This window comes from Streptomyces sp. NPDC059788, from assembly GCF_042732265.1.
GTDB lineage: Bacteria > Actinomycetota > Actinomycetes > Streptomycetales > Streptomycetaceae > Streptomyces.
In genome coordinates, this window is the sequence record NZ_JBHWHY010000048.1 from 1 (window position 1) to 22,170 (window position 22,170).

Here is a 22,170-nt window from a genome sequence, read left to right on the forward strand (position 1 = left end):
GCCCACCTGCTTCGCGGCCGGGAAGCAGGCAGGCCGCGGCCCCGGCCGTCAGCCCTTGCCGAAGTGCACCGCGGGGAAGGCATCAGCCGCTCGGAGGGATTTCGAGAAGCCGCCGGCCAGGTCGGTGAGGCGCGCGGTGGCGGTCGGGCCGAGGTGGTCGTACGGTGCGGCGTCGAGGCGGTCGGTCCGCGCCTCGACCTCATTTCGCAGGTCGGCGCCCGACTTCGTCAGGTCCCCCGTCTCGTCCAGCAGGCCGCGCACGCGCAACCCGTCGCGGGCGGCGGCCCACTGTTCGGCGGACCACCCGCGGGTCTGCATGAAGAGGGCCGAAGTCGGTGCCGTTCCGGTGGCGTTGTGCAGGACCAGCGCTTCGAGGCCGGACAGGCCGGCGATCGCCAGGGCGGCGAGGTGCCCGTCGCCCCGGTGCTCGCGCAGCAGCGTGGCGGCGTGCCACAGGGCCAGGTGGGCCTCCTCGGGTACGGGCAGGTCGGCGTTGGCGGCGTACAGCGGCCGTGCCTCGCGGCGGCACGCCTCGGTGGCACGCAACGCCAGCTCGGCCGCCTCGGCCAGCTCCCGCGACGCGAGCACCTCCTCGCCGAGCATCCGTCGCAGTACCTTGTCCGCGACGCGCAACCGGGCCGCGAGCACCGCCTCCGGCGTGGTGACCGTCCACGCGGCGGGTATGAGCCGCTCCACATGCTCGTGGTTGAAGTTGTAGAACGTGGCCGAGACGGTGCCCGCGCCGACGGCCCCGAGCGGGGCCGCGCGACCGGCGAGGTAGGCCATGGTTCCGCGTTCCAGCCCGAGCGCCGTGAGTTCGTCCTGCTGTTCCGGCGCGAAATACACGCACGAGTGCAGGGGACCGACGGCGCTGTGGCAGTGGCGGCCCGCGCTTGCTTCGAATGACGACATGCGACAGCTCCAGTGTGAGTGATCAGGTGTGGCTGCCCGGCCGGGGCGGCGGGGAGGCGGGGTGTCAGGTCTCGTTCGCGGGTTCGTGGTGGGGGCAGTCGGTCAGCGCGGCGGCGGTCTGGGTGAGGTGCTGGGCCAGGACCTGGGCGGCGGTGTCGGCGTCGCGGGCGAGCGCGGCCTCCTCCAGGCGGCGATGTTCGTCGGCGCCGTCCCGGCCGGGGGTGCGGTGTGCCGACCAGCGGCGGGCCAGCTCGCTCGCGGTCCACATCCGGTCGAAGGTCTCCAGCAGTACGGGGTTGCCGCACCCCTCCAGCAGCGTGCGGTGGAACGCGCGGTGGGCCTCGGACCATGCGCCGCTGTAGTACTCGCCCTCCTCGGGCGCGTACGCCGGGGTGCGGGCCAGGCGGTGGTGGGCGGCGCGTACACGGGCCTCCCAGTCGAGGTCCCCGCGTTCGACGGACATGCGCAGTACGACCGGTTCGATGGTCCGGCGGGCTTCGGCGATCTCCTGCCAGCGGCGGTCGGTGATGGCCGGGACGGCGAAGCCGCGGTTGGGCAGCCGGTCGGCGAGGCCGTCGCCGACCACCCGTACGAGCGCCTCGCGTACGACGGCCAGGCTCACGCCCTGCTCCCTGGCGAGGTCCTGCGGTTTGAGGGCGTCTCCGGGGGCGTGGTCCCCGCGCATGATCGCGTCCCGCAGGTGTGCGTAGACCTGCTCGGAGAGCATCTGCTTGCCCGGCGGGGCCGGGGGGTGCTGCTGCTGCGGCGGCGTCTGAGTCATACCTCCATCATAGATCAAACATCGAATAATCGATTATTGCTGCTATGGTCGATCCATCGGTGGGCAGCAGCAGAGCGCCGACGGCCCCGCACGTGACACGGCAGCAGGCCCGGCGCCGATCAAAGCCCCACCAACCCCCAGCACGGTCTGAAAGGAACGACGCGTTGCGCGCCAACGACCCCTTCGCCCGCCTCCCCGAGGCGGCCTCCTTCACCGTTACCAGCACCACCGTCACCGACGGTGCCGTCTGGCCGCCCGAGCAGCACGCCTCCGGCGTTCCCGGCGGCAAGGACATCTCCCCGCAGCTCTCCTTGAGCGGCGCCCCGGACGGCACCAAGAGCTACGCCGTCACCGTCTACGACCCCGACGCCCCCACCGGGTCCGGGTTCTGGCACTGGGCGGTTGCCGACATCCCCGCCACCGTCACCGAACTCCCCGAGGGCGCCGGCGGCGACACCGGCCCGGGCCTGCCCCCGGGCGCCTTCCAACTGCCCAACGACGCCCGCATGGCCTGCTACATCGGCGCCGCCCCGCCCGCCGGACACGGCCCGCACCGCTACTTCACCGTGGTGCACGCCCTCGACGTCGAGACCATAGGCGTCCCGGCCGACGCCACCCCGGCCGTCCTCGGCTTCACCATGGCCGGCCACACCCTCGGCCGCGCGGTCCTGACCACCACCGCCGAAACCCCCGCCTGACATACGGCAACGGGGTGGCCCTCGACCGCGATGGCGGTCGAGGGCCCGATCCCGGCGGAATGTGCAGGTGGTCCGATCCGGCAGGGCCGCCGCACCCCCGTGGCAGCGGCCCCTCGCCCGTCCCGGCTCAGCGCAGCCGGGTCGCGGCGTACACCTCGATGGCGGCCCGCTGGTACGCGGCCAGGCCCGGCGCGATCGACTCGTACGCCGCGCGCCAGCGCTCGTTGTCCACGCAGGTGTGCCCGATCGCGCCGTACTCCTCGGCGGTGGCTGCCCGGATACGGGACAGTGTCCGGTACTGGGTGTCGATCTCGGCCTGCACCTCGTCGGCGTCGGCGGGCAGGCCCACAGGCTGTTTCACCGGACCGGAATCTCCGGCCCCGCTCAGGACGGTAGAGGCTTCCGCTGCGGCAGCTTCAAGCCCGACTCGTGTCATTCCCGACAGTGAGCCCACGGCCGGTCTTGCCCGCTGGTGGTGACCGTTCCTGACGAGCGGTCAGGAGCGGTCCGGCAACGAGGGCGGGACTTTCGCCGGGTTCCGGCGCAGCGCCGCGAGGGCGGTCCTGATCGCCTCGTCGAGCTGGGGGTCGCGGCCGGCCGCGTAATCCTGCGGAGCGTGGAGGACCTCGATGTCCGGTTCGACGCCGTGGTTCTCGACGCTCCACTCGTGTCCGTCGGCCCAGAAGGCGTATTTGGGCTGGGTGACCAGGGTGCCGTCGACAAGGTGGTAGCGGGAGTCGATGCCGATGACGCCGCCCCAGGTGCGCGTGCCGACGACCGGTCCGATGTCGAGCGCCTTGATGACGGCGGTGGCGATGTCGCCGTCGGACGCGGAGAACTCGTTGGCGACGGCGACGATCGGGCCGCGCGGCGCATCGCGCGGATAGCTGTATGGCTGTGCTCCGCGCGGCAGCTTCCAGCCGATGACGCGGCGGGCCAGCTTCTCCACGACGAGCTGAGAGGTGTGGCCGCCCGAGTTCTCCCGCACGTCCAGGACCAGGCCCTCACGGGCCACCTCGACCCGCAGATCGCGGTGCAGTTGGGCCCAGCCCGAGCCGACCATGTCGGGGACGTGGAGGTAGCCGAGCCGGCCGCCGGATGCCTCGTGGACGTAGGCCCGTCGGCCGGCGACCCAGGCGTGGTAGCGCAGGGGACGTTCGTCGGCGATCGGGATGACGACGGGATGGCGCAGGTCCCCGCCGCCCGCCGGGCGGACGGTGAGTTCGACGGGCTGTCCCGCGGAGCCGACCAGGAGCGGGCCCGGCCCGGTGGTGGTGTCGACGGGCCTGCCGCCGACGGCGATGATCCCGTCGCCCGCGTGTACGGCGACGCCGGGCGCGGCCAGGGGGGAGCGGGCATCGGGGTCGGAGGTCTCGGAGGGCAGGACGCGGTCGATGCGCCAGATCCCGTCCTCATGGCGGGAGAGGTCGGCGCCGAGCAGCCCTTGCCGGGTGGCTTTGTTGTAACCCCAGGTCGGGGAGACGTAGGCGTGCGAGGTGCCGAGTTCGCCCTGCACCTCCCAGAGCAGGTCGACGAGGTCGTCGTGGGTGGCGATGCGTTCCAGCAGCGGGCGGTAGCGGTCCAGGGCCGCGTTCCAGTCGATGCCGCCCAGGTCGGGGCGGCCGAGGTCGGGGTGCCAGAAGTGGTCGCGCATCAACCGGCCCGCCTCGTCGTACATCTGGCGCCATTCGGCGGCCGGGTCGAGGGTGTGCCGGATGCGGGAGAGATCCACGGTGATGTTGGTGTCGCTGTTCTCGTCCTTGTAGGTGCGGCGGTCGGCCGGTACGAGGCGCAGTTTGACGTCCGAGCGCAGCAGCAGCCGCTTGCCGTCCCCGGTGACCGCGAAGGAATCGATGTCGGAGCCCAGTTCCTCGCACTTCTGCTTTTCGAAGTCGTACCGCTCCAGAGCGGCTTTCGGGCCGGCGGCATCGGGGGTGGCCCGGGTCGCGCCGAGCACCCCGCGTATCGGGTGACGCAGCCACACGAGACCGTCCTTGACGGCGCGGAGCGCGGAATACCGGGCGGCCTCCACGGGGACGGGGATGATCCGGTCGCTGAGCCCTTCGAGGTCGACCGCGGTACGGGGCACCGCGCCGTTCTCCTGCGCCGCGTCCTTCTTCTCGGTCTCGACCGCGCGCCCGGAGCGCTGCGGGCCGAAGGGGGACGGCGTGGTCGCGGCGAGGGTGATCAGATGCGGGCGGCACGCGCCGACGAAGGCGAGGTCGAAGACATGGGCGTCATAAACCGGGTCGAAGGAACGATCGGAGAGGAAGGCCAGGTGCTTGCCGTCGAGGGTGAAGGCGGGGGAGTAGTCCCGAAAGCGCAGCGGCGTCGCGTCACAGACGACCAGGTCGGCGGTGGCGGCGAGCTTCAGGTGACGCAACGGCACGGGCCCGGGGTGGGACCAGGCGAGCCAGGACGAGTCCGGCGAGAAGACCGGCCCGCTCGCATGGCCGTGCGCGCTGCGGTCGACTTCCCGGACATTCCCGGAGGTCAGGTCCACCAGCAGGACGCGCCCATCGTGCGCACACACGGCGGCATGACCGCCGTCCGGGGCGACGGCAAGGCTGAGCACCCGGCCCAGCTCCCCGCTGCCCAGACGGCGCGGCGTCGTGCCGTCCGCCGGGCCGGGGGGCGTCGCGACCTCCATGCCGGTGGCCGGCGCGACCTCCAGGCCGTCCTCGCCGTCGGCGTCCGACACCCAGACCACATGCTCCTCCTCGTCCAGGCGGAAGGTCTGGGGCAGTCGGGCCCGTACGCCGGGCCGTGCGGCAAGCGCGCGGGCCGGGCCGTCGCGATGGGTGATCCAGTGAATGGTCCCGCGGACGGTGACGGCGCTGCCGCGCCCGGTGCGATCGGGGGACACCGCGGTGAGATGGTGCTCGGTGGTGATGGGGCGCGGCGTGAGGTCGGTGCGCTGGCCGCCGAGCCGGATGTTCAGACGTCGGGGCTCGGCTCCGTCGAGATCGTCCAGCAACCACAGGTCACCGGCCGACATATAGACGACGCGGGCCCCGTCGGACGTGGCGTGGCGGGCGTAGAACCCGCCGAGCGGCGTGTGCCGGCGCAGATCCGTACCGTCGGGACGCGAAGAGTACAGCGCGCCGGTGCCCTCGTGGTCGGAGAGGAAGGCGATGCGCTCACAGGCCCCGAGCCACAGCGGACACTCGATGTTCCCTTCGAGATTTGGGTGCAGGCGGACGAAAGTACCTGCCCCGTCCGGGTCGACCCACAACTTGCCGGCGCAGCCGCCTCGGTAGCGTTTCCAGGCCGCCGCGTCCCGTCCCATCCTGGCCGACTGCAGCAGCGCCCGGCCGTCCGGCCCGAAGGCCACGCCGCCGACCGGCCCGTAGGGAAGCCGGTGCGCCGGGCCGGCGTCGAGCGGTACGGCGTGCGCCCATTTGCGGTACCAGGACGCCTGTCCGTACGCGCTGATGGCCACGACCCGGCCGTCGGGCGTCCAGCCGCCCACCGACGTGCCCGGGGTGCCCCAGTAGGTGAGCTGGGTGGACAGCCCCCCGTCCAATGGCGCGACCAGGACTTCGGGGGCGCCGCCGCGGGTGCTGGTCCAGGAGACGCGGGTGCCGTCCGAGGAGATCCGGGGATGGGTGACGGGGCGGTTGTCGGCGCTCAGCCGCCAGGCCCGGCCGCCGTCGAGCGCGGCGATCCAGACGTCGTCCTCCGCCGTGAAGGTCACCGAGTCATGGTGGAGATGCGGATACCGGAGGTAGGCGGCAGAAGTCATCGTGCACCCCCGAGGAGCGTTGCCACGGCGGGGCGGTGGTAGCAAGCGCCGGGTAAGCCGGTGCGTAAGCCGGTGGGCTCGGGCGTCTGGCCGCTCAGCCGGGCCCGGGGCCCTCGATCGGGGTGCGGAGCTTTCCTTGTATCCATTCGCTTCAAGTCCCTTTCATAGGGGCGTGGCCGGAGGTGTGTCGGGTCCGGAAGCCGCGTCCGTACGGTCCGGTGCGGCGGCGCGGTGGCCGGGAGGGTAATTCCCCGCCCGGGGGTAATTCCGGAACTTCCTCGGGTGAAGCCGGGCTCTGCCATAAGGGTGCCGAAGGAACGGCTCTGACGTAGACGCTCTTACCCACCGACTGAAGTTCGGGCAGCGGCCGCCATGACGGCGGCATCGGTGCCGAGTCCACGCCCCGTACCTCTGGGAGTTCACAACAGCCGCGACCCGGCTCATGAGCGTGCCCCTTGAGCCCGGCCGTGCGGGTCGGAAGTGACCTGGTAGGACAGGAGTTGCCGGAACAGCCCCGATTCCCGGGCGAGCTCCGCATAGGTGCCCTCCTGCACGATCTTGCCCTCGTCGAGGACCACGATCCGGTCGGCTACGGCAACATTGGTGATGCGGTGGGTCACCAGCAGCACCACCCGGTCGCGGGCCAGGTCCCGCAGGCGCTGGAAAATCCGGTACTCGGCCCGGGGATCCAAGTTCGCCGTCGGCTCGTCGAGCACCAGCAGTCCGGCCTCGCGGAAGAACGCTCGCGCGAGGGCGATGCGCTGCCACTGCCCGCCGCTCAGTTCCTCGCCGTTGAGCCACTCGCGGGCGAGGAGGGTGTCCAGGCCGGCGCCGAGCCGGCTGACGACCTCGTCGGCGCCGGCAGCGTCGCACGCCTCACGCACCGCCGTGTCGCCGCGCGCCGTGGGCTGCCCGAGGGTGACGTTCTCGCGTACGGTCAGCGGCCAGTGCGCGTAGTCCTGCGGGACCAGCGCCACCTGTTGCCACAACTGGTGCGGGTCGATGTCGCCGGTGGGGACGCCGTCCCACAGGACCTGCCCCTCTGTGGGCAGGTACAGGGCGCTGACCAGCTTGGACAGCGTGGACTTCCCCGAACCGTTGAAGCCGACCAGGGCGGTCACCTCGCCCCGGCGCAAGGTGAGCGACACGTCGGACAGCGCGTCACGGTCCTTGCCCGCGTAGCGGTGGCCGACCGCCTTGACCTCGATCGTCTTCGGTGGTTCGGGACGGTGGACGCCCCGGCGCATACGGAAGCCGCCGGCCTTGTCCAGGAAGCCGCTCCAGTCGTCCATGTACAGCCCGGTGCGTACGGCGCGCGCCCCGATGGCCACCAGGCCGCGGACCGACTGGCCCGCGGTCTGCAGGGCGAAGACGGCCGTCCCCGCGTACCCGACGCTGATCCGGCCGGTGGCCAGCAGCCATACGACCGCCGCCCATACGACGGCCGACCCCAGGCCACCGCACAGCGCGCCGACCAGGGACATCCGCGCTCCCGTGTCGGCCGCGGCCCGGTCCTCGCGGTTGATCCGGGCCACCGTCCGCCGGTAGCGGCCGGACAGGAAGGGCCCCATGGTGCCGGCGCGGATCTGGTCGGCGGCCTCCTTGGTGAAGATGTGCCAGCGCAGGACCGACAGCATGCGCTGGTCGCCGTTGCTGCGCATGTTCGCCAGGTAGCGCACCCGAGCGGCGCTGACCTGGGCCAGGGCCTGCGGCAGGCTGGCCGCCACCAGAAGCGGGAGCAGGACCCAGTGCACGCCGGCCAGCACGATCGCCCCGGCGAGGAAGGAGGCCGACGACGCGATCAGGTCCTGGCCTTCGTCGATCAGATCACCCGTGACCTGCGCTCCGCGGTCGGCGGCCTCACGGTCGCGGTTGAAGTCGGGCTCGTCGTAGGCGCACAGTTCCACCTCGGCGCAGCCGGCGAGCAGCATCTGCTCGGCTTCGCGCGACATCAGCGGGCCGAGCCGGGAGGACAGCCAGCCGACGGTGATCCCCAACAGGGCGCGCACACCGGCGGCGCCGGCCAGCAGGGCCACGGACGGCCACGCGTGCAGGAGCCGGTCGTAGACGGCGCCGTCGGCCAGCAGGGCGCTCAACGTACCGCTGATGGCGACCAGACCGAGGGCCTGCATCACGCCGGCGGCGACCTGACACAGCAGCAGGCCGACGGTCGCTCGCCGGTCGACCCGCCAGGCCAGATCCAGCGACCGCCGCACCAGCCGCGGCAGCCGTCGAGCCATGTCGCGCATCCGGATCGAACGACCGGCTGCCTCACGGCTGCCGGTCAGGTCGATGTATCGCATCTGCGAATCGCCGTCGGAGGCGCTTGCGGGAGCGGGTTCGGCTGTGGTGCCGGGTTCGGCTCCCGGCCTGCCGCTCGGCGAGCCCGGCGCTTCGGTACGTTGCGTCGGTGGGGGCGTCAGCGGAGGCGTCGGTGGGGCGGTGCGCGGCTCGGGGACATGGTCGGCTGAGGCATCGGTGGACTCGCTCATGCCGCCCACCCCGTATCGGGGCTCCCTGAGCGGACGACGCCGACGACACGCCGAGTGCGCGAAGCGGCCCCCGACCGAACACCGGAGGGGGTGTCCTGGCAAGGGCCGGGAAGGGCAGCGGTCACACAGGCGGGAAGAGGACGCATGGTGGCCTCCAAAAAGACGAGTTGTGCGATGTCACGGCGTTCAACGACAGCTCCCGCGTTTCGAACACATGTGTTTCGGACGCAGTGGGAGCCGCGGAATGGTGCGGAAGCACTGGTCTGCCGGATACACCGACCCTTGGCGGAAGCGGGTCGTCCCGCGTAATGACCATGGCCGAAAAGCCGAGGCTCGCGGGTACATATCTGGCAGGGGGCTCTGACGGGGGCCGAGGGAACGTGACCGATCGATCTGGTTTCCACGGCAGATCGCCCGCAGTGGCCAGCGCCCGTCGCGGCCATGCAAGTCGACGCACGGCATGGCGCCGCGAGCCGCACCGGCGATGGGCGCCCGCAACGAGCGACTGCCCCGCCATCGCATTCCACGTTCCAGTATCTGGTCACAGGCTTCTCGCGATGTGAGTCGATCGTTATCGTCCTGGCAAGTCGGGTTCCCGCAGGGAGGCAAACGATGGTCGAGGCTGTGGCGCTTCCGGTGCCCTGGCAGGTCAGGTTCCAGGCCGGCGGCAACGAAGGCATCGCCGACACACTCAAAGCCGGCATCGGCGGTTCGGCGGGGATGCGGCCGCACGAACTGCTGGAGGCTTCGCTGGCCACGTGCATGACCATCTCGGCGCGGATGGCGCTGGCGGACCTGAGCATCACCGACGCCGAGGTGCGTGTGCGGGTGCAATTGGAGCGCGAGGAGTCCACGACGCGGTTCCGCTACGAACTTCTCCTCGCCCCGGAACTGGAGGCCCACCGGCCCGCGGTCGAGGAGCGCATCGCGCACTCACCGGTGTGCTCCACGTTGAGCAAACCGCTGACCTTCGAACCTGTCTGACCGGTCCTGGCTGGTCTCATTGCCCGGGGCAGGGCAGGGCAGGGCAGGGCAGGGCAGGGCAGGGGCAAGGTGGGGGCGCGGGGTTGTACGTGCGGGCCCTGCCGGGTTCGGCCGGCCTCGCGGCATCTGCGGTAGTACCGGTCGTACCGGTCGTTATGCTGCCGGGATGACCGCGCACCGGCCCCCGCTCCTGACGTTGGAAGCCGCCAGGAACCTTCAGCGCACGCTCCGAGCCGAGATCGGACCGGGCCTCACTGAGCGGGAACTCGACGCGGTCGAGGCGCGGTTCGGCTTCGCGTTTTCGGCGGACCACAGGATTTTCCTCACCGCCGGGCTCCCGCACGGGTCACGACGCTGGCCCGACTGGCGCGACGGCGACCCCGAGGAGCTGGCCGGGTGGCTTTCAGATCGCACGGTCGGAGTTGGCGACCGTACCGCAGCTGGTCCCCGTCTACGGCCACCGCTACCTGCCTGGCACAGCAGGCGAATCCGGCCACCCCGTACTGTCCGTCCACCAGGCCGACATCATCATCTACGGGAACGACCTCGCCGACTACGTACGGCACGAGTTCACCGGCCGGGCGAGCCGTTTCCCGGCCCACGCGACTGTCGGTTTCTGGTCGTACTTCGTCCACGGCGGGCCCGGTACCGACGTCACCTTGCCCACTCCGCACACCCCCTGCGCCGACAGCGCGCAGGAGGCTGTCGAGTACCTTCGGATGCTGGCACTGGAGCGCCTCATCGGTCGACAGCACTACCCGCACCAACTGATCGAGGCAGGGCTTACGGCGCTGGCCCTCGACATCGAGTCGGAGTCGCTTCCGCTGCTCGCCGGCTTGTCACGCACCGAGCACGAGCGGGCCGACGCGCTCTTCGACCAGGTACTGGCCGAACTCGGCCTGCTCGGGGTCCTTCCCGGTGATGACACCGATATCCCCTGGGAGGCGGCCGGGCGCGGTACTCGCCAGCAAGCGATCGTCACGGAGGCCGAACGACTGCTCGCCGGTCCCTGGTCACCGTCGGACTGAACTCCCGGACAGGCGCTGCCCGGGGCGGCGCATGAACGACCCCTCATTCGACCTGCCGCCTTGCTTCTCTCGCCAAATCACATCAAAGCCAGTGCACGCGGCGTCTGCAGCATCAGCGCACTTGGCGTTGCACGCAGTGCGTGCATAATAAGGGCGTGAGCTCGCCGGGCGCCCCTGCGTGAGGTGGACCGGCATGCCGCCGGCGCCCTGCAATACAGGGCATGCAGGGCATACGGGATATGCGGTTTGCCCGGGCCGGGCGACCGATGCGAAGCCCGCCCCGGGAACGCGAAAGGACGCCTGACGTGAAGAACCCACTGGATTCGGCCGCACTGGACGCAGCCATCGAGAACGTCCACCGCGCCGGGATGCCGGGCCTGTTCGCCGAGGTGCGATACGGCGGCCAGGTCTGGCGCGGCGCGGCCGGGGTCGCCGACGTCGCCACCGGCCGCCCCGTCACCGCCGATATGCGGCACCGCGTCGGCAGCATCACCAAGACTTTCACCGCCGCCGCGGTCCTGCAGCAGGTCGAGAGCGGGCAGATCGGTCTCGACACGCCGATCGGCCGATACCTTCCGAAGCTGGTCCCCGGAGAACGTGGTGACGCGATCACCGTACGGATGCTGATCAACCACACCAGCGGCCTCGCCGAGTACCTCCCGTACGCCTACCCCTCCCTCAAGGCGTACCCCGTCCTCGCGGACACCGGCCCCCAGAGCTTGGACGACCACCGGTTCAGGCGGTTCGACTCCACTGAACTGATCGAGATGGGGGTCACCGCACCTGCCGTCGGCATTCCGGGCGGTACGCCGGGGGTGTACTCGAACACCAACTACCTGCTCCTCTGCGAACTTCTGGAACATGCGACCGGTACCACGGCCGAGCGGTACATCACTCGCAACGTCATCGAGCGCGCCGGACTCCGGGACACCGAACTCGCCGCCGGACCGTACGTCGACGGGCCTCACTCGCAGCTCTACGAAGCGTGGTTCGGCATGATCGACCCGCCGCGCGACTACAGCGTCTACGACATGTCCTGGGTGGGGCCGTCGGCCTCACTGATATCAACCGTCACGGACCTCAACCGCTTCTACCGCATGCTGATGGCCGGGGAGATCGTCGGCCCGTCGTCGCTGGCGCAGATGCAACGCACCGTCCCGGTCGTCTCCCAAGAGGGAAAGACGATCGACTACGGCCTCGGCCTCCACCCGATGGAGGGGCCCGGACAGGGCACTTTCTGGGGCCATGGCGGCACGGTCTGGGGTGGTGGAGCGCTGTCCATGACCCGAGCCGACGGCGAGCGGCAGATGACGGTCGCGGTGAACATGCAGAGGTGGAACCGCCTCGACTCCTCCGGCAGGCCGCGTCCCCATCCCATCGACGACGCTCTCGCGACTCTCTACGGCGTGGCGATGTACGGCTGACCGCAAGGCGAGGGCCTGGGCAGGCGTCAAGCTCTCGGCGCGGTCCCCACATCCCCGCGGTGCGGCAGGCTTTCGCCCCAGGGGTGTAGACGCACGTCGGCTCGGGCGCCGGTGCCGGAACTCACCCGTCTACCTGCCGCCCGGAGCTGGCGACGCCCCGTCAGCCCTCCTCCTCGCGCACGATCGCGTAAAGGTGCTTGAGGTACTCGGCGAAGCGTTCGCGTCCGCTGTCCGACAGGCGGACGTGGGTGACGGCGACGCGCCGGACGCGGAGTTTGGCGACCTCCACCATGCCCTCCCTCTCCAGGATCGCGATCTGGCGGGAGAGTTCCGGAGCGGACACATGCAGGTTCTCGCGCAGATCCGCGAACGCCACGTGCTGCACCCGGTTCAGGGTGGCGAGGACGGCCAGCCGAGTGGGGGAGTGGATGACGTTGACCAGCGCCTCGCGCGGCGGCAGAGCCGGTGCGTCGTCGTCCGCCGTCGTCATCGCTTCCAGCGCAGGACGAGGAAGACCGCGGCCGCCACGGCGGGCACCGCGGCGGCGACCAGGTGGGCCGTCAGCGTGTCGGGCCCCTCGTCGAAGACGAGGTCGACGCCGGGCAGAGCCAGCAGGCACACCGCGCCGAAGCGGGCCGCGTTCTCCACCCGGGTCTGCGGGCGCCTGCGCGCAGCGCCGTCGTGGTGGCTGCTCCAGGCGAGCAGCAGAGCCAGGGCGCCTACGAAGACCGCGATCCCCGCCGGGCGGGGCAGGTCGCTCTCCATGGCGATGACCAGGCCGACGTACAGAACAACGAGCGTGGCCAGCCCGGCGGCTCGCTCGCGTCCGGACGCCGGCCGGGACAGATCGGGTGCGGAAGCTACCGTCGCCAGCTGGTCGGCCGCGCAGGGGCGGGACTCGTCGTACGTCATGGTTGGAACGCTCGCACCTGGTTACCAAAAGTGCAACTGCTTCCCAGTTGCGTCCTCCATGCTTGTCGCTGAGCCGCTCGGGCTGTGCGGGCCGGCCGCGGCCGCAACGGCTGGGGCGTCGCGGCCGCTGTCGCCCCGTCAGCCGTGCGTGCGGTATCTCTTGCCGCTCGCCGCCACGTATTGCGACCACGTCGCGACGGTCTCCGGCCGGGGCGCCTTGATCTTCGGGTCGGCGCCGTAGCCCGAGAACTCTTCGGTGATCCGATCGTCGCCCTTGGCCGTCCTGCCCTTCTCCTCTTCCTTGGCGATGAACCCGTTCTCGTCGACCCAGACGTCGATCTCGGCCTTCTTCCTGCCGGCTTTGCCGCTCTGCAGGAGGTACAGGTCGCGGTAGTCCTTCGTCATGGCCGGACCCTCGTAGTTCTTCAGGTCGGCGAGAACGACCGTGCCGCGATAGTGGTCAGCTGCTCGGGTGCCCACCGTTTCGCGGCCGACGTGCTTGAGGTCCTTGGAGACAGCCAGCAGGGCGCCGACCCATTTCTTCACGGAGCCCGCGACGCGCCGCTCGGCGTTCTCCTTGGGTGGCGTCGACGGCGAGGAGGTCGCCTGCTTCTTCGCCCCGGAATCCGGCTCGGCCATGGTGAACCAGGACTTGCCGGGAACGTCCTTGGTGGCCATGTACGACGTGCCGTTCACGGACAGCATGTGGACATCCGGCGTCTTGACCTCGGTCGCCTCGGGCTCGTTCCGGAAGGCCATCTCGGTACGGGACTCCGGCTCGCCGCCGGTCCTGGCGGTCTCGACGGTCCGGTACGAGTTCTGCTGGGCCATCTTCGCCAGGGCGGCCTTCAGCACGGCGGGTGCGTCAGCCGCCGCGCCGCCGGGGCGCGCGGCATGGTCGCCCTTCACGTCCGACGCCTTCGTGTCGTTGCCGCCACAGGCCGCCAGGCCCATGACCAGAGCGGCGCTGATGGCCGCCGTGACGCTCTTACGGATCGCCTTCACGGCTTTTGAAGTCCTTTGTCAGTTCTCGAACAAACAGGGGGAGAGTATCCCTTCTGCCGCATCAGTCTCGAACCGGTTATCGAATTGTCGGTTTGCCGGCGGGGTCCCGTACGTGAGTTCCGGCCGTCTCAAGGGCGGCCGGTGAGCCACCTGGAGCGGATGGACGCCGCTGTAGCCGCATCGACAGTGGAGGCCCAGGGCCGAGCCCGCTGGGAAGCCCAAGTCCGAGTCTCCATCCGAGGCCGTCGAGACCGAGGCCGGGGCCGACGACAGTGGCCGTCCGCCCGCGTGCCGTACGAGTGCCGACCGGCAGCCCCTACGAGTTCCCGCCCATCAGGCCCCCGGCCCTCTCTTTCCCCCCGCCTCCCCTCCGCCCCGACAGCAGCCCCGGGAAGCGCGGCACGCGCACCTCCCGGGGCCTGTCCGCTCGCGTCAGGCGAAGATGACCGACCGCACCTTCAGGCGCTCCGAGGCGCCGCCGGTGTGCGGCCGGAGTCGGAAAGAGTCGCCCTTGCAGTTGGTGTCGGTGTAGACCGTCGCCCAGGCGTCGGTGCGGTTCTTCGGCGAGTGGCCGGGCTGGGGGTTCTCCAGGCCGACGCCGGGGAGGTTGATGCACCGGCCGCTGTGCGGGTTGTTGAGGAAGCCGCTCGCCTCGAAACCCTCGACGGTCTCGTAGGTGTAGCGGAACTGCCCTGACGCCGCGGAAGCGGAACCAGGCGCAGCGGTCAGGAGCAGGGCAGCGCCGAGAACGGCGGTCAAGGTGGAGCGAAGACGCATCAACGGGCCCCTTAGCAGGTGGGAAGAGTGGCGCAGCCAGCTCTGCCCGCCCTGGCGGGCACCCACCCGCGCATCACACCTACGGATGACGACGAAACGATCCTGCACAGCCCGAACGGTGCCGGCACTCGGATCCGGCGACGCCCCGCCCGCCCCCTGCCCGCCCTCGCGCGGATCACTGATCAGCCCGCCGGGTTGTACGTATTCGGACGCATTGACCTGTCCGGAGGTGGTGCGTTTGTATCCTGCTGGGCCTCCGGCGCAGGGTCGGGGCACATGGGCTTTCCGGGGGAAGCATGTCCGCCGCTGCTCCGCACCGTAGGCGTATCCACGACGCCCGCCGCGCCGCCGCACCTGCCGGGCGCGCCGCCGCCCGTCGCGCCCGCCGCGGCGTCACCGCCCTGGCCGGGGCGCTCGCGCTCGCCGTCCTGCCGGGCACCGCGGCCACCGCGAGCCCGGTGAACTCCTCACCCGGCCCCGGCACGGAGAGATTTCGTACGGTGGCGGAGAGACCGGGCACGGAGGCGGAGGGATTCGGTGCGGACCGGGCCCTCGGCGCCCGGACGAAGTCCCGTGTCGGGCGGGCCAGTCTCGCCGCCGACGGGACCGAGGCCAACGACGCTTCCTGGGGTGCGGTGATCAGCGCCGACGGGCGGTACGTCGCCTTCACCTCGAAGGCGACCAACCTGACGCCGGACCCGCAGAACCCGTACCTCCCCGACACGTACGTCAAGGACCTGCGCACCGGCGCCGTCACCTTCATCCGCGACGGCCTGGGCGGCGTACGGATCAGCGCGGACGGCCGCTGCGTCGGCACCAACGACTTCGGAGCCCATGATCTGCAGGGCTTCGTCCACGACCTGCGGGCAGGCACCAGGCAAGCGCTCGGGTCCGCCCGCGGCGGCAGCCGGATCACCGGGCTCAGCGGCGACTGCCGGTACGCCGTGTACACCGCGAACCCGCAGCACCCCGCCGACCCGCAGCGCGTCTACCTGCGCGACCGTACGACCGGTGAGGACACCCTCGTCAGCCACCCGCCGACGCCCGAGCAGTACGACATGTCCGACGGATCGCTCAGCGCCGACGGCCGCACCCTCGCCTACCGCGCCCACCGCCGCCTCGGCGACGGCCCCGACCGCGACGACATCGTCGTCGCGGACCTGCGCACCGGCAAGCGCCGGCAGCTCGACGGCTCACAGGACGACGCCACCGCCGGTCTCGTCCAGCTCAGCGCCAACGGGCGGGCGGTGGCCTACACCGTCGGCCCGGACACCTACGTACATGATCTGCGCACCGGCCGGACGACGCGGCTGAACGGGCTCCGGGGACGGGCGCTGAGCCCGGACGGAGGGCACCTTCTCTACACGGACAACAGCACCGAGGCCCTGCGCCTGCGCGACCTGCGGTCCGGTGCCGATCACCTGGTCGCCGCGCAAGGGGGCGCCGAGCCCGGCGCGCTGACCGCGCACGCCCGCACCGCCGTCTTCGCCAGCCCTGCCGGCGATCTGGTTCCCTCGGACACCAATGGCGCGGCAGACGTCTTCGTCCGCCATCGGCGGTGAGCCGTCCCGGCTGCGGTGAGCCGTCCCGGCTGCGGTGAGTTGTGCCGACGGTGGTGGCCGGACGACGGACGATGGCTGGACCGCCCGTTCTGGATCAGGCGACCCGGTCAGGCGTGGCCGCCCACGGTGACCGGACCGAACGTCAGCTGTGGCGTGGCCTCCAGGATCTCGCCGATCCGGGCCACCCGGTGCTCGATCTCGCTGCGCTGCGCGGCGCTGAGCTGCACCAGGGACTCCACGGTGACAGCGAGCTTGCGGCCGGAACGCCGTTGATGCCACAGACCGCCGACCACGCCGTCCACGATCAGCACCTGGAAGTTGCCGCGCAGCACCCGTTCACGGGCGTCGCCGGGGTAGAGGAGCTGCGGTGGCTGGTTGCCGACCCGGTAGGCGTAGCCGTCGAAGTAGGGGAGCAGGTGCAGGCCGCGCGGTGGCGTGTCGGGCATGGCGGTGTCGCCGGCCGCCACCCAGGCCGGGCTGCCCTCGACCTCGACCGGCTGGAGTGCGTCGGCCAGTGACGCGAAGAGGTCGGCCGCCCAGCGGACCGGTGCGTTCAGCCAGTGTGCGAACTGCTGCGGGGTGGCCGGGCCGTAGGCGTGCAGATAGCTGGTCAGGACATGTCTCAGGGCGTCTTGGGGGTCGGCAGGCGCGAGGTCGGGCAGCCAGCGGGCCGGGTTGGTGTAGGTGACCTTACGGCCACGGTTGGGGCCAAAACACAGCGTTCCCCGCATACCGGCCAGGTGCAGGGCCTGACGCCAGCGCGGCCACAGGCCCTGGAAGCCCGGTATGACCAGGTCGCCGGCCCAGGGGCCGGTCCTGTGGATCACTTCCTCGCTGAGTTCGTCGATGGTCAGCTCCGCGTCCTTCAGCGCGTCCCCGACGGCCGCGACCACCTCGGCAGTCTGTTCCTCGCTGAGCCGGATGTGCGCGGGATGGGAGAACTTCGGCTCGGGTACGGCGGAGAGGGCCGCGACCCACAGCGGTAGGTCGCGGGTCGGGAACAGGTGCACGGTTCCCCGTTGCCCAAACGTTTTGACCAGGCTCTGTTCCGACCAGAGCGCCGTGCGTACGTCCACCCGGGTGGCGCCGGACATCCGCAGCCCGATGGCGAGTTCGGCAGCCGACAGCACCTGGGCATGGGTACCGGCCATGGCGGCGACGATGTCGGCGGGCCGGGCGGTGGTGGACGGGGTGCTCAGGGCGTGGCGTTCCAGGCGGCGGGCACACACCTGGGACCAGGTGAAACACGGGACCTGCGACATACGTCCGGACATGCGGGGAGGGCTCCTTGGGCGGCGAGCGGTTCATGGGGGACGAGGGCGCGGGGCGGAGGCTTGGGGCGGCAGGCCCGGCTGCGCAGTGGTGACCCACGTCCGTGACCACGTCTGTCCGTGACTGTACCGGCGCTTTAGGTCAAGAACAGTCCTCATTGCCGTTGCCCGGACGAGGCACGTCCGGGACGGCGCGGGCTACGGCATTGACGTCCAGCCGCTCCGAAGCCGTCCTCCACATCGCCTGCCGCCTGGCCTTCCTCATGACGCGCCGCAGCGTGGCACCAACGACCTGAACGACGCGTCGGGCCACCCCCGACGCGCCGCCGATGCATGCCACCGACGAGCCCCCGCGCGGCCGAGAGACCACGCAGAGCACGTCACGCCTCAGCTACCGCCCTTGGGCCGAAGCGTCTGATGGCCGCTGTCCAGGTCGAAGTCGCTGACGTACCACTTCCCGTCGACCTTCGCGGCCTTCACCTTGGCCGTGAAGGACTTCGGGTCCACGCCGTGCGAGCGGGACAGCATGATGGCCCGCAGGGGCTTTCCGTCGACAGTGATCTTGGCCGTCGGGACGACCGCCTTGTCGTCCTCGGGAGTGGGCGCGTCGACCTTCACCGACGGCTTGCCGGAGGCGTTCTGCGGCGAGAACGCCTCGCTCATGGACTTCAGCCCGCGGGCCATTTTCTGCGTCGCCGACGCGTTGCACGTCTGGGCAGTGGCGGCCTTCGGGGACGACTCGCCACTCCCCGGCATCGCGGAGAGCAGGCACGCCTGCTTCACGTCCTTCTCGATGACCGCGCCGACCCAGCCGCCGACCGCGGAGGCCACCGTGGACCGGCCGCCCGCCTGTGCGCCGGAGCCGTCGCCCGACGAGCCGCCGGATGCGTCCGATGCGGCACCCGAGGGGGAGGGGCTGCTGCTGTGCGAGGCGGAAGAAGAGGGCGAGCCGCCCGAGCACGCCGCCATCAGCGGCGCCGCCGCCAGCAACGTCGCCGCGGCGGCCCAGCCCATGACCCTCTTCCCGGACTCCGGTCGTGCCATGACTCTCTGCTCCTTGCGCGTTCGGGTCCCCCCCCGGATCGTTTTCCGTCGGCGACTACGACGGGCAACGAGCGCCGAACGGATGCACGGAACGCTACAACGCCACCTGGACCGGAAGCACACGCGGAGCGTTTCGCAGGCGGCGCCGCGTGAGATGTCCGCCGCGGACTTCAACGTCAGCAGCCAGGCCGGATTACGCGATCCGGGACGTGACGCGACGGACTGAGGTCTGCCGATGCCGGAGACCTCCGTACGGAGCGCGACTTGCCCCAAGCCTCCTGAGCCCCCCGATTTCCCCAATAAACCCACCCCCGGACCGAGCACCGGCAAGCTCAAAACGTGCCGCTTGCGGCCGGCACGGCAGTTTGTGATTCCCCAGGGACGGCCTCGCCGTCTGCCTGCGGTGCGATCGGGTGGTCAGCACTGCCTGCAGCGGCCAAAATTCACACCGCACGCGTCTTTTACGGGCATGAACGATTACTGTGACCGCCGATGATGTCCGACCGTGCGGTATCGCCCCACTGCTCCGCGTCCCGGACCGGAGCGGTGATCCTGGTACTGCTCGCTGCCCTGGCGCACGTACTGGTCTGCGCGCACGGGCCGGTTCCGGCAGGCCCCGGTAAGGTCGACACTCCCGTCGCGGCAGCCACCTTCGACTGTCCGGGCGCGCCAGGACAGCGCACCGAGGCCGCGGCCCCCCACTCCCTACACGGGCACGGCAGCGCCGAGTTCTGCTCGGGTCTGGACAGCCCAACCCTCCAGCCTCCGCGGCAGATCACTTCCCCCCTGGAGTCATCTCCGCGCCTTGTGCCGGCCGGTCTCGTCGAAGCCGAGCCGGACGGCGTGGCGGCCGACCAGCCGCAGCCCCCGAAGCCGGGCCGCTCGGCGGCCGGGCAGGAGCGGGCCCGCCTTGGCGTGTGGCGGACCTGATCGCTCCTGAGGCCGCGCCGGTACCTCGGCGCGGCCAGTGAGCACCTCCGTCATCCCCCGACCATCACGGCCGTTCGCCGCCGCTCGGCGCCGGCCGCAGGAGAAGCACGCCATGAATCAGGTCAACCACACTCCCGTACCCGTACCCGCCTCCCCGGCGCAGCTGCTGGCCGGCGCCCGGCGCCCGATGCACACCCCCGCCGGCCTCGTCGGGGACACCCCCGTCCTGTGGATCGGAGAGCCCTTCACCGCCCCCGGGCGGGGATTTTGGGCCAAGCTGGAAGGGCACAACCCCGGCGGCATCAAGGACCGCACCGCCTTGCACATGGTCCATGAGGCGCGGGCGCGCGGGCAGCTGCTGCCCGGCGCCCGTATCGTCGAATCCACCTCCGGCACCCTGGGGCTCGGCCTGGCCCTGGCCGGCGCCACCTTCGGCCACCCGGTCACCGTCGTCACCGACCCGGGCATGGAACCTCTGATGACGGGCCTGCTCACCGCCTACGGGGCCGACGTCGCCCTCGTGCACAGCCCGCATCCGGTCGGCGGCTGGCAGCAGGCCCGCCGTCACCGCGTCGAAGAACTCCTGGCCGTACACCCCGATACCTGGTGCCCGGATCAGTACAACAACCCCGACAACGTGGCCGCCTACGCCCCGCTCGCCCACGAACTGACCGCCCAGCTCGGCCGGATCGACACCCTGGTGGTCTCGGTGGGAACCGGCGGCCATTCGGCCGGCATCGCCTCCGTCCTGCGCGGCTTCTTCCCGCGCCTGCGTGTCGTCGGTGTCGACACCACCGGTTCCACGATCTTCGGCCAGCCCGCCGCGCCCCGCCTGATGCGCGGTCTGGGCTCCAGCATCTACCCCCGTAACGTCGCCTACCATCTCTTCGACGAGGTCCACTGGGTCGCCGCTCCCGAAGCCGTATGGGCCGCGCGGCGCCTGGCCCGCGACCACTACGCCACCGGCGGTTGGAGCGTGGGCGCCGTCGCCCTGGTCGCCCGCTGGCTGGCCCGCACCCTGCCCGCCGAGGAACGGATCGTCACCGTCTTCCCCGACGGCCCGCAGCGCTACGTCGGCACCGTCTTCGACGACACCTACGGCCGCGAACACCACCTGCTGGACCAGCCGCCCGCCGAAGACCCGGACGAGATCGACGACCCCGGCCGACGGGTCGTCACCCGCTGGACCCGCTGCACCCACGTCACCGACCCGACCCGCCCCGCCACCCGCCACGGCCTGACCGCCGCGGGAGCCACCCGATGAAGCACCTGTGGCAGCAGACCCGCTCCTTTCCGCCCGCGGCACGGCTGTTGATGGCCAACCAGTTCGCCATCAACCTCGCCTTCTACATGCTCATGCCCTACCTCGCCGCCCACCTGGCCGGCACCCTGGGGCTGGCGGCCTGGGCCGTCGGCCTCGTCCTGGGCGTGCGCAACTTCTCCCAGCAGGGCATGTTCCTGATCGGCGGCACCCTCGCCGACCGCGTCGGCTACAAGATCCCCATCATGACCGGCTGCCTGCTGCGCACCGTCGGCTTCGGCCTGCTCGGCTGGGTCGACAACCTCCCCGCCCTGATCGCCGCCTCCGCTGCGACCGGTTTCGCCGGCGCCCTGTTCAACCCGGCCGTACGTGCCTACCTCGCCGCCGAAGCCGGCCCGCGGCGGGTGGACGCCTTCGCCACCTTCAACGTCTACTACCAAGCCGGTATGCTCGCGGGCCCGCTCGTCGGCCTGGCGCTGCTGACCGCCGACTTCCGCCTGGTGTGTACGGTCGCCGCCGCCGTGTTCGCCGCGCTCACCCTGCTGCAGTGGCGCGCCCTTCCCCCGCTCAGCCGCACGGCCGCGTCCGCCCCGGAGCGGCTGCTCACGCAGTGGCGCACGGTCGCCTCGAACCGGCCCTTCCTGCTGTTCTCGCTGGCGATGATCGGTTCCTACGTCCTGACCTTCCAGGTCTACCTGGCCCTGCCCCTGGCCGCCTCCGACGCCCTCGGCGCCCGGGGCACCCTGGTCACCAGCGGCCTCTTCGTCGTCTCGGCCGCCGTCACCGTCGTCGGCCAACTCCGGCTGACCGGCTGGGCCAAGGCCCGGTGGAGCCCCAGCCAGGCCCTGGTACGCGGCCTGGCCGCCATGGGGCTCGCCTTCCTTCCCCTGGCCTTCGCTCCACCCGGTACGGCGACGGCGGTCCTCGCCGCGCTCGTGGTCGCCGTCGTCCTGCTCGCCGCGGGCAGCGCCGTGGTCTATCCCTTCGAGATGGACACCGTCGTGGCTCTGTCCGAAGGCCGCCTGGTGGCCACCCACTACGGCCTCTACAACACCGTCTCCGGCCTGGGCGTCACCGTGGGCAACCTTGTCACCGGCGCCCTGTGGGACTTCGCCGCACGCCACGACGCCCGCTGGCTGACCTGGAGCGTCCTGGCCGCGACCGGCCTGACCTGCGCAACAGCCCTCGCCGCCCTCGCCCGCGGCGGACACCTGACACCAAGCCGCCGACCGCAGCCCGCCCCGGCGTAGCCGATCGGTGCGCCGGCCCGGACCGCCTGGTCCGGGCCGGCGTGCGCCTCCTTGCCGGTCCGGCCCACCAGTGGAACTTGACCCTCGGGTCAAC

The 22,170-nt window shown here is 71.3% G+C and carries 19 protein-coding genes; 8 read left to right on the top strand and 11 right to left on the bottom strand.

Features of this window, described 5'->3' with window-relative positions; all coding sequences use genetic code 11:
* Positions 1 to 48: 48 nt before the first annotated feature.
* Both ACFV57_RS33045 and ACFV57_RS33050 read right to left on the bottom strand, forming a co-directional pair.
* A complete protein-coding gene (locus ACFV57_RS33045) occupies positions 49 to 912 on the bottom strand; it encodes a hypothetical protein (RefSeq protein WP_385239767.1) in 864 nt (287 codons plus the stop codon).
* Positions 913 to 976: 64 nt separating this feature from the next.
* Positions 977 to 1,693, bottom strand: a complete 717-nt coding sequence (locus ACFV57_RS33050) for a GntR family transcriptional regulator (RefSeq protein WP_385239769.1) — start codon at positions 1,691 to 1,693, stop codon at positions 977 to 979.
* 164 nt (positions 1,694 to 1,857) lie between these two features.
* On the opposite strand from ACFV57_RS33050, the gene ACFV57_RS33055 reads away from it, so the two are divergent.
* On the top strand, positions 1,858 to 2,391 hold the full coding sequence (locus ACFV57_RS33055; protein WP_385239771.1) for a YbhB/YbcL family Raf kinase inhibitor-like protein: 534 nt from the start codon (positions 1,858 to 1,860) through the stop codon (positions 2,389 to 2,391).
* 127 nt (positions 2,392 to 2,518) lie between these two features.
* Here ACFV57_RS33055 and ACFV57_RS33060 read toward each other — a convergent pair whose 3' ends face one another.
* The 3 genes from ACFV57_RS33060 to ACFV57_RS33070 form a co-directional block, all read right to left on the bottom strand.
* Positions 2,519 to 2,752, bottom strand: a complete 234-nt coding sequence (locus ACFV57_RS33060) for a TipAS antibiotic-recognition domain-containing protein (protein ID WP_385239773.1) — start codon at positions 2,750 to 2,752, stop codon at positions 2,519 to 2,521.
* Positions 2,753 to 2,887: 135 nt separating this feature from the next.
* Positions 2,888 to 6,136: a S41 family peptidase gene (locus tag ACFV57_RS33065; protein ID WP_385239775.1), complete on the bottom strand. Its 3,249-nt coding sequence runs from the start codon at positions 6,134 to 6,136 to the stop codon at positions 2,888 to 2,890.
* Positions 6,137 to 6,576: 440 nt separating this feature from the next.
* The gene (locus ACFV57_RS33070) at positions 6,577 to 8,439 is read right to left on the bottom strand and encodes an ABC transporter ATP-binding protein (protein ID WP_385239777.1); all 1,863 of its coding nucleotides are present in this window, start codon (positions 8,437 to 8,439) and stop codon (positions 6,577 to 6,579) included.
* An 801-nt stretch (positions 8,440 to 9,240) separates the two neighbouring features.
* Here ACFV57_RS33070 and ACFV57_RS33075 point away from each other — a divergent pair.
* The 3 genes from ACFV57_RS33075 (at position 9,241) to ACFV57_RS33085 (ending at position 12,064) form a co-directional block, all read left to right on the top strand.
* Complete coding sequence (locus tag ACFV57_RS33075; RefSeq protein ID WP_385239779.1) at positions 9,241 to 9,612, top strand: OsmC family protein; 372 nt, start codon at positions 9,241 to 9,243, stop codon at positions 9,610 to 9,612.
* A 422-nt stretch (positions 9,613 to 10,034) separates the two neighbouring features.
* Positions 10,035 to 10,640 carry a hypothetical protein gene (locus ACFV57_RS33080; protein ID WP_385239781.1) on the top strand — a complete coding sequence of 202 codons (606 nt, stop codon included), beginning with the start codon at positions 10,035 to 10,037 and terminating at the stop codon, positions 10,638 to 10,640.
* A 305-nt stretch (positions 10,641 to 10,945) separates the two neighbouring features.
* On the top strand, positions 10,946 to 12,064 hold the full coding sequence (locus tag ACFV57_RS33085) for a serine hydrolase domain-containing protein (RefSeq protein WP_385239783.1): 1,119 nt from the start codon (positions 10,946 to 10,948) through the stop codon (positions 12,062 to 12,064).
* Between the two features lie 160 nt (positions 12,065 to 12,224).
* Here the strand turns inward: ACFV57_RS33085 and ACFV57_RS33090 are convergent, their stop codons facing one another.
* The 4 genes from ACFV57_RS33090 to ACFV57_RS33105 form a co-directional block, all read right to left on the bottom strand.
* Positions 12,225 to 12,554: a transcriptional regulator gene (locus ACFV57_RS33090; RefSeq protein ID WP_385239785.1), complete on the bottom strand. Its 330-nt coding sequence runs from the start codon at positions 12,552 to 12,554 to the stop codon at positions 12,225 to 12,227.
* Positions 12,551 to 12,976, bottom strand: coding sequence for a hypothetical protein (locus ACFV57_RS33095; RefSeq protein WP_385239787.1), 426 nt, complete (start codon positions 12,974 to 12,976; stop codon positions 12,551 to 12,553). The genes ACFV57_RS33090 and ACFV57_RS33095 overlap by 4 nt, the downstream gene beginning before the upstream one ends.
* A gap of 138 nt (positions 12,977 to 13,114) precedes the next feature.
* Complete coding sequence (locus ACFV57_RS33100; protein WP_385239789.1) at positions 13,115 to 13,981, bottom strand: hypothetical protein; 867 nt, start codon at positions 13,979 to 13,981, stop codon at positions 13,115 to 13,117.
* A gap of 432 nt (positions 13,982 to 14,413) precedes the next feature.
* Entirely contained in the window at positions 14,414 to 14,758 is a 345-nt protein-coding gene (locus ACFV57_RS33105; RefSeq protein WP_385239791.1) for a hypothetical protein, read from the bottom strand.
* Positions 14,759 to 15,054: 296 nt separating this feature from the next.
* On the opposite strand from ACFV57_RS33105, the gene ACFV57_RS33110 reads away from it, so the two are divergent.
* A complete protein-coding gene (locus ACFV57_RS33110) occupies positions 15,055 to 16,320 on the top strand; it encodes a protein TolB (RefSeq protein WP_385239793.1) in 1,266 nt (421 codons plus the stop codon).
* Positions 16,321 to 16,427: 107 nt separating this feature from the next.
* Here ACFV57_RS33110 and ACFV57_RS33115 read toward each other — a convergent pair whose 3' ends face one another.
* Both ACFV57_RS33115 and ACFV57_RS33120 read right to left on the bottom strand, forming a co-directional pair.
* Positions 16,428 to 17,594, bottom strand: coding sequence for a winged helix DNA-binding domain-containing protein (locus tag ACFV57_RS33115; protein ID WP_385239795.1), 1,167 nt, complete (start codon positions 17,592 to 17,594; stop codon positions 16,428 to 16,430).
* Positions 17,595 to 17,978: 384 nt separating this feature from the next.
* Positions 17,979 to 18,635, bottom strand: coding sequence for a hypothetical protein (locus tag ACFV57_RS33120; protein WP_385239797.1), 657 nt, complete (start codon positions 18,633 to 18,635; stop codon positions 17,979 to 17,981).
* Between the two features lie 492 nt (positions 18,636 to 19,127).
* Between ACFV57_RS33120 and ACFV57_RS33125 the strand changes: the two genes are divergently transcribed.
* The 3 genes from ACFV57_RS33125 (at position 19,128) to ACFV57_RS33135 (ending at position 22,076) form a co-directional block, all read left to right on the top strand.
* Complete coding sequence (locus ACFV57_RS33125) at positions 19,128 to 19,565, top strand: hypothetical protein (RefSeq protein WP_385239799.1); 438 nt, start codon at positions 19,128 to 19,130, stop codon at positions 19,563 to 19,565.
* A gap of 112 nt (positions 19,566 to 19,677) precedes the next feature.
* Entirely contained in the window at positions 19,678 to 20,829 is a 1,152-nt protein-coding gene (locus ACFV57_RS33130; RefSeq protein ID WP_385239801.1) for a PLP-dependent cysteine synthase family protein, read from the top strand.
* Complete coding sequence (locus ACFV57_RS33135) at positions 20,826 to 22,076, top strand: MFS transporter (protein WP_385239803.1); 1,251 nt, start codon at positions 20,826 to 20,828, stop codon at positions 22,074 to 22,076. Before ACFV57_RS33130 ends, ACFV57_RS33135 begins: the two co-directional genes overlap by 4 nt.
* Positions 22,077 to 22,170 lie beyond the last annotated feature (94 nt).

Excerpts from the sequence above, each read along its gene's own strand:
- ACFV57_RS33115 (WP_385239795.1), bottom strand. The coding sequence starts at position 17,594 with ATGTCCGGACGTATGTCGCAGGTCCCGTGTTTCACCTGGTCCCAGGTG.
- ACFV57_RS33105 (WP_385239791.1), bottom strand. The coding sequence starts at position 14,758 with ATGCGTCTTCGCTCCACCTTGACCGCCGTTCTCGGCGCTGCCCTGCTC.
- ACFV57_RS33135 (WP_385239803.1), top strand. The coding sequence starts at position 20,826 with ATGAAGCACCTGTGGCAGCAGACCCGCTCCTTTCCGCCCGCGGCACGG.
- ACFV57_RS33110 (WP_385239793.1), top strand. The coding sequence starts at position 15,055 with ATGTCCGCCGCTGCTCCGCACCGTAGGCGTATCCACGACGCCCGCCGC.
- ACFV57_RS33050 (WP_385239769.1), bottom strand. The coding sequence starts at position 1,693 with ATGACTCAGACGCCGCCGCAGCAGCAGCACCCCCCGGCCCCGCCGGGC.
- ACFV57_RS33125 (WP_385239799.1), top strand. The coding sequence starts at position 19,128 with ATGATGTCCGACCGTGCGGTATCGCCCCACTGCTCCGCGTCCCGGACC.
- ACFV57_RS33090 (WP_385239785.1), bottom strand. The coding sequence starts at position 12,554 with ATGACGACGGCGGACGACGACGCACCGGCTCTGCCGCCGCGCGAGGCG.
- ACFV57_RS33095 (WP_385239787.1), bottom strand. The coding sequence starts at position 12,976 with ATGACGTACGACGAGTCCCGCCCCTGCGCGGCCGACCAGCTGGCGACG.
- ACFV57_RS33120 (WP_385239797.1), bottom strand. The coding sequence starts at position 18,635 with ATGGCACGACCGGAGTCCGGGAAGAGGGTCATGGGCTGGGCCGCCGCG.
- ACFV57_RS33075 (WP_385239779.1), top strand. The coding sequence starts at position 9,241 with ATGGTCGAGGCTGTGGCGCTTCCGGTGCCCTGGCAGGTCAGGTTCCAG.
- ACFV57_RS33070 (WP_385239777.1), bottom strand. The coding sequence starts at position 8,439 with ATGCGATACATCGACCTGACCGGCAGCCGTGAGGCAGCCGGTCGTTCG.
- ACFV57_RS33045 (WP_385239767.1), bottom strand. The coding sequence starts at position 912 with ATGTCGTCATTCGAAGCAAGCGCGGGCCGCCACTGCCACAGCGCCGTC.
- ACFV57_RS33130 (WP_385239801.1), top strand. The coding sequence starts at position 19,678 with ATGAATCAGGTCAACCACACTCCCGTACCCGTACCCGCCTCCCCGGCG.
- ACFV57_RS33065 (WP_385239775.1), bottom strand. The coding sequence starts at position 6,136 with ATGACTTCTGCCGCCTACCTCCGGTATCCGCATCTCCACCATGACTCG.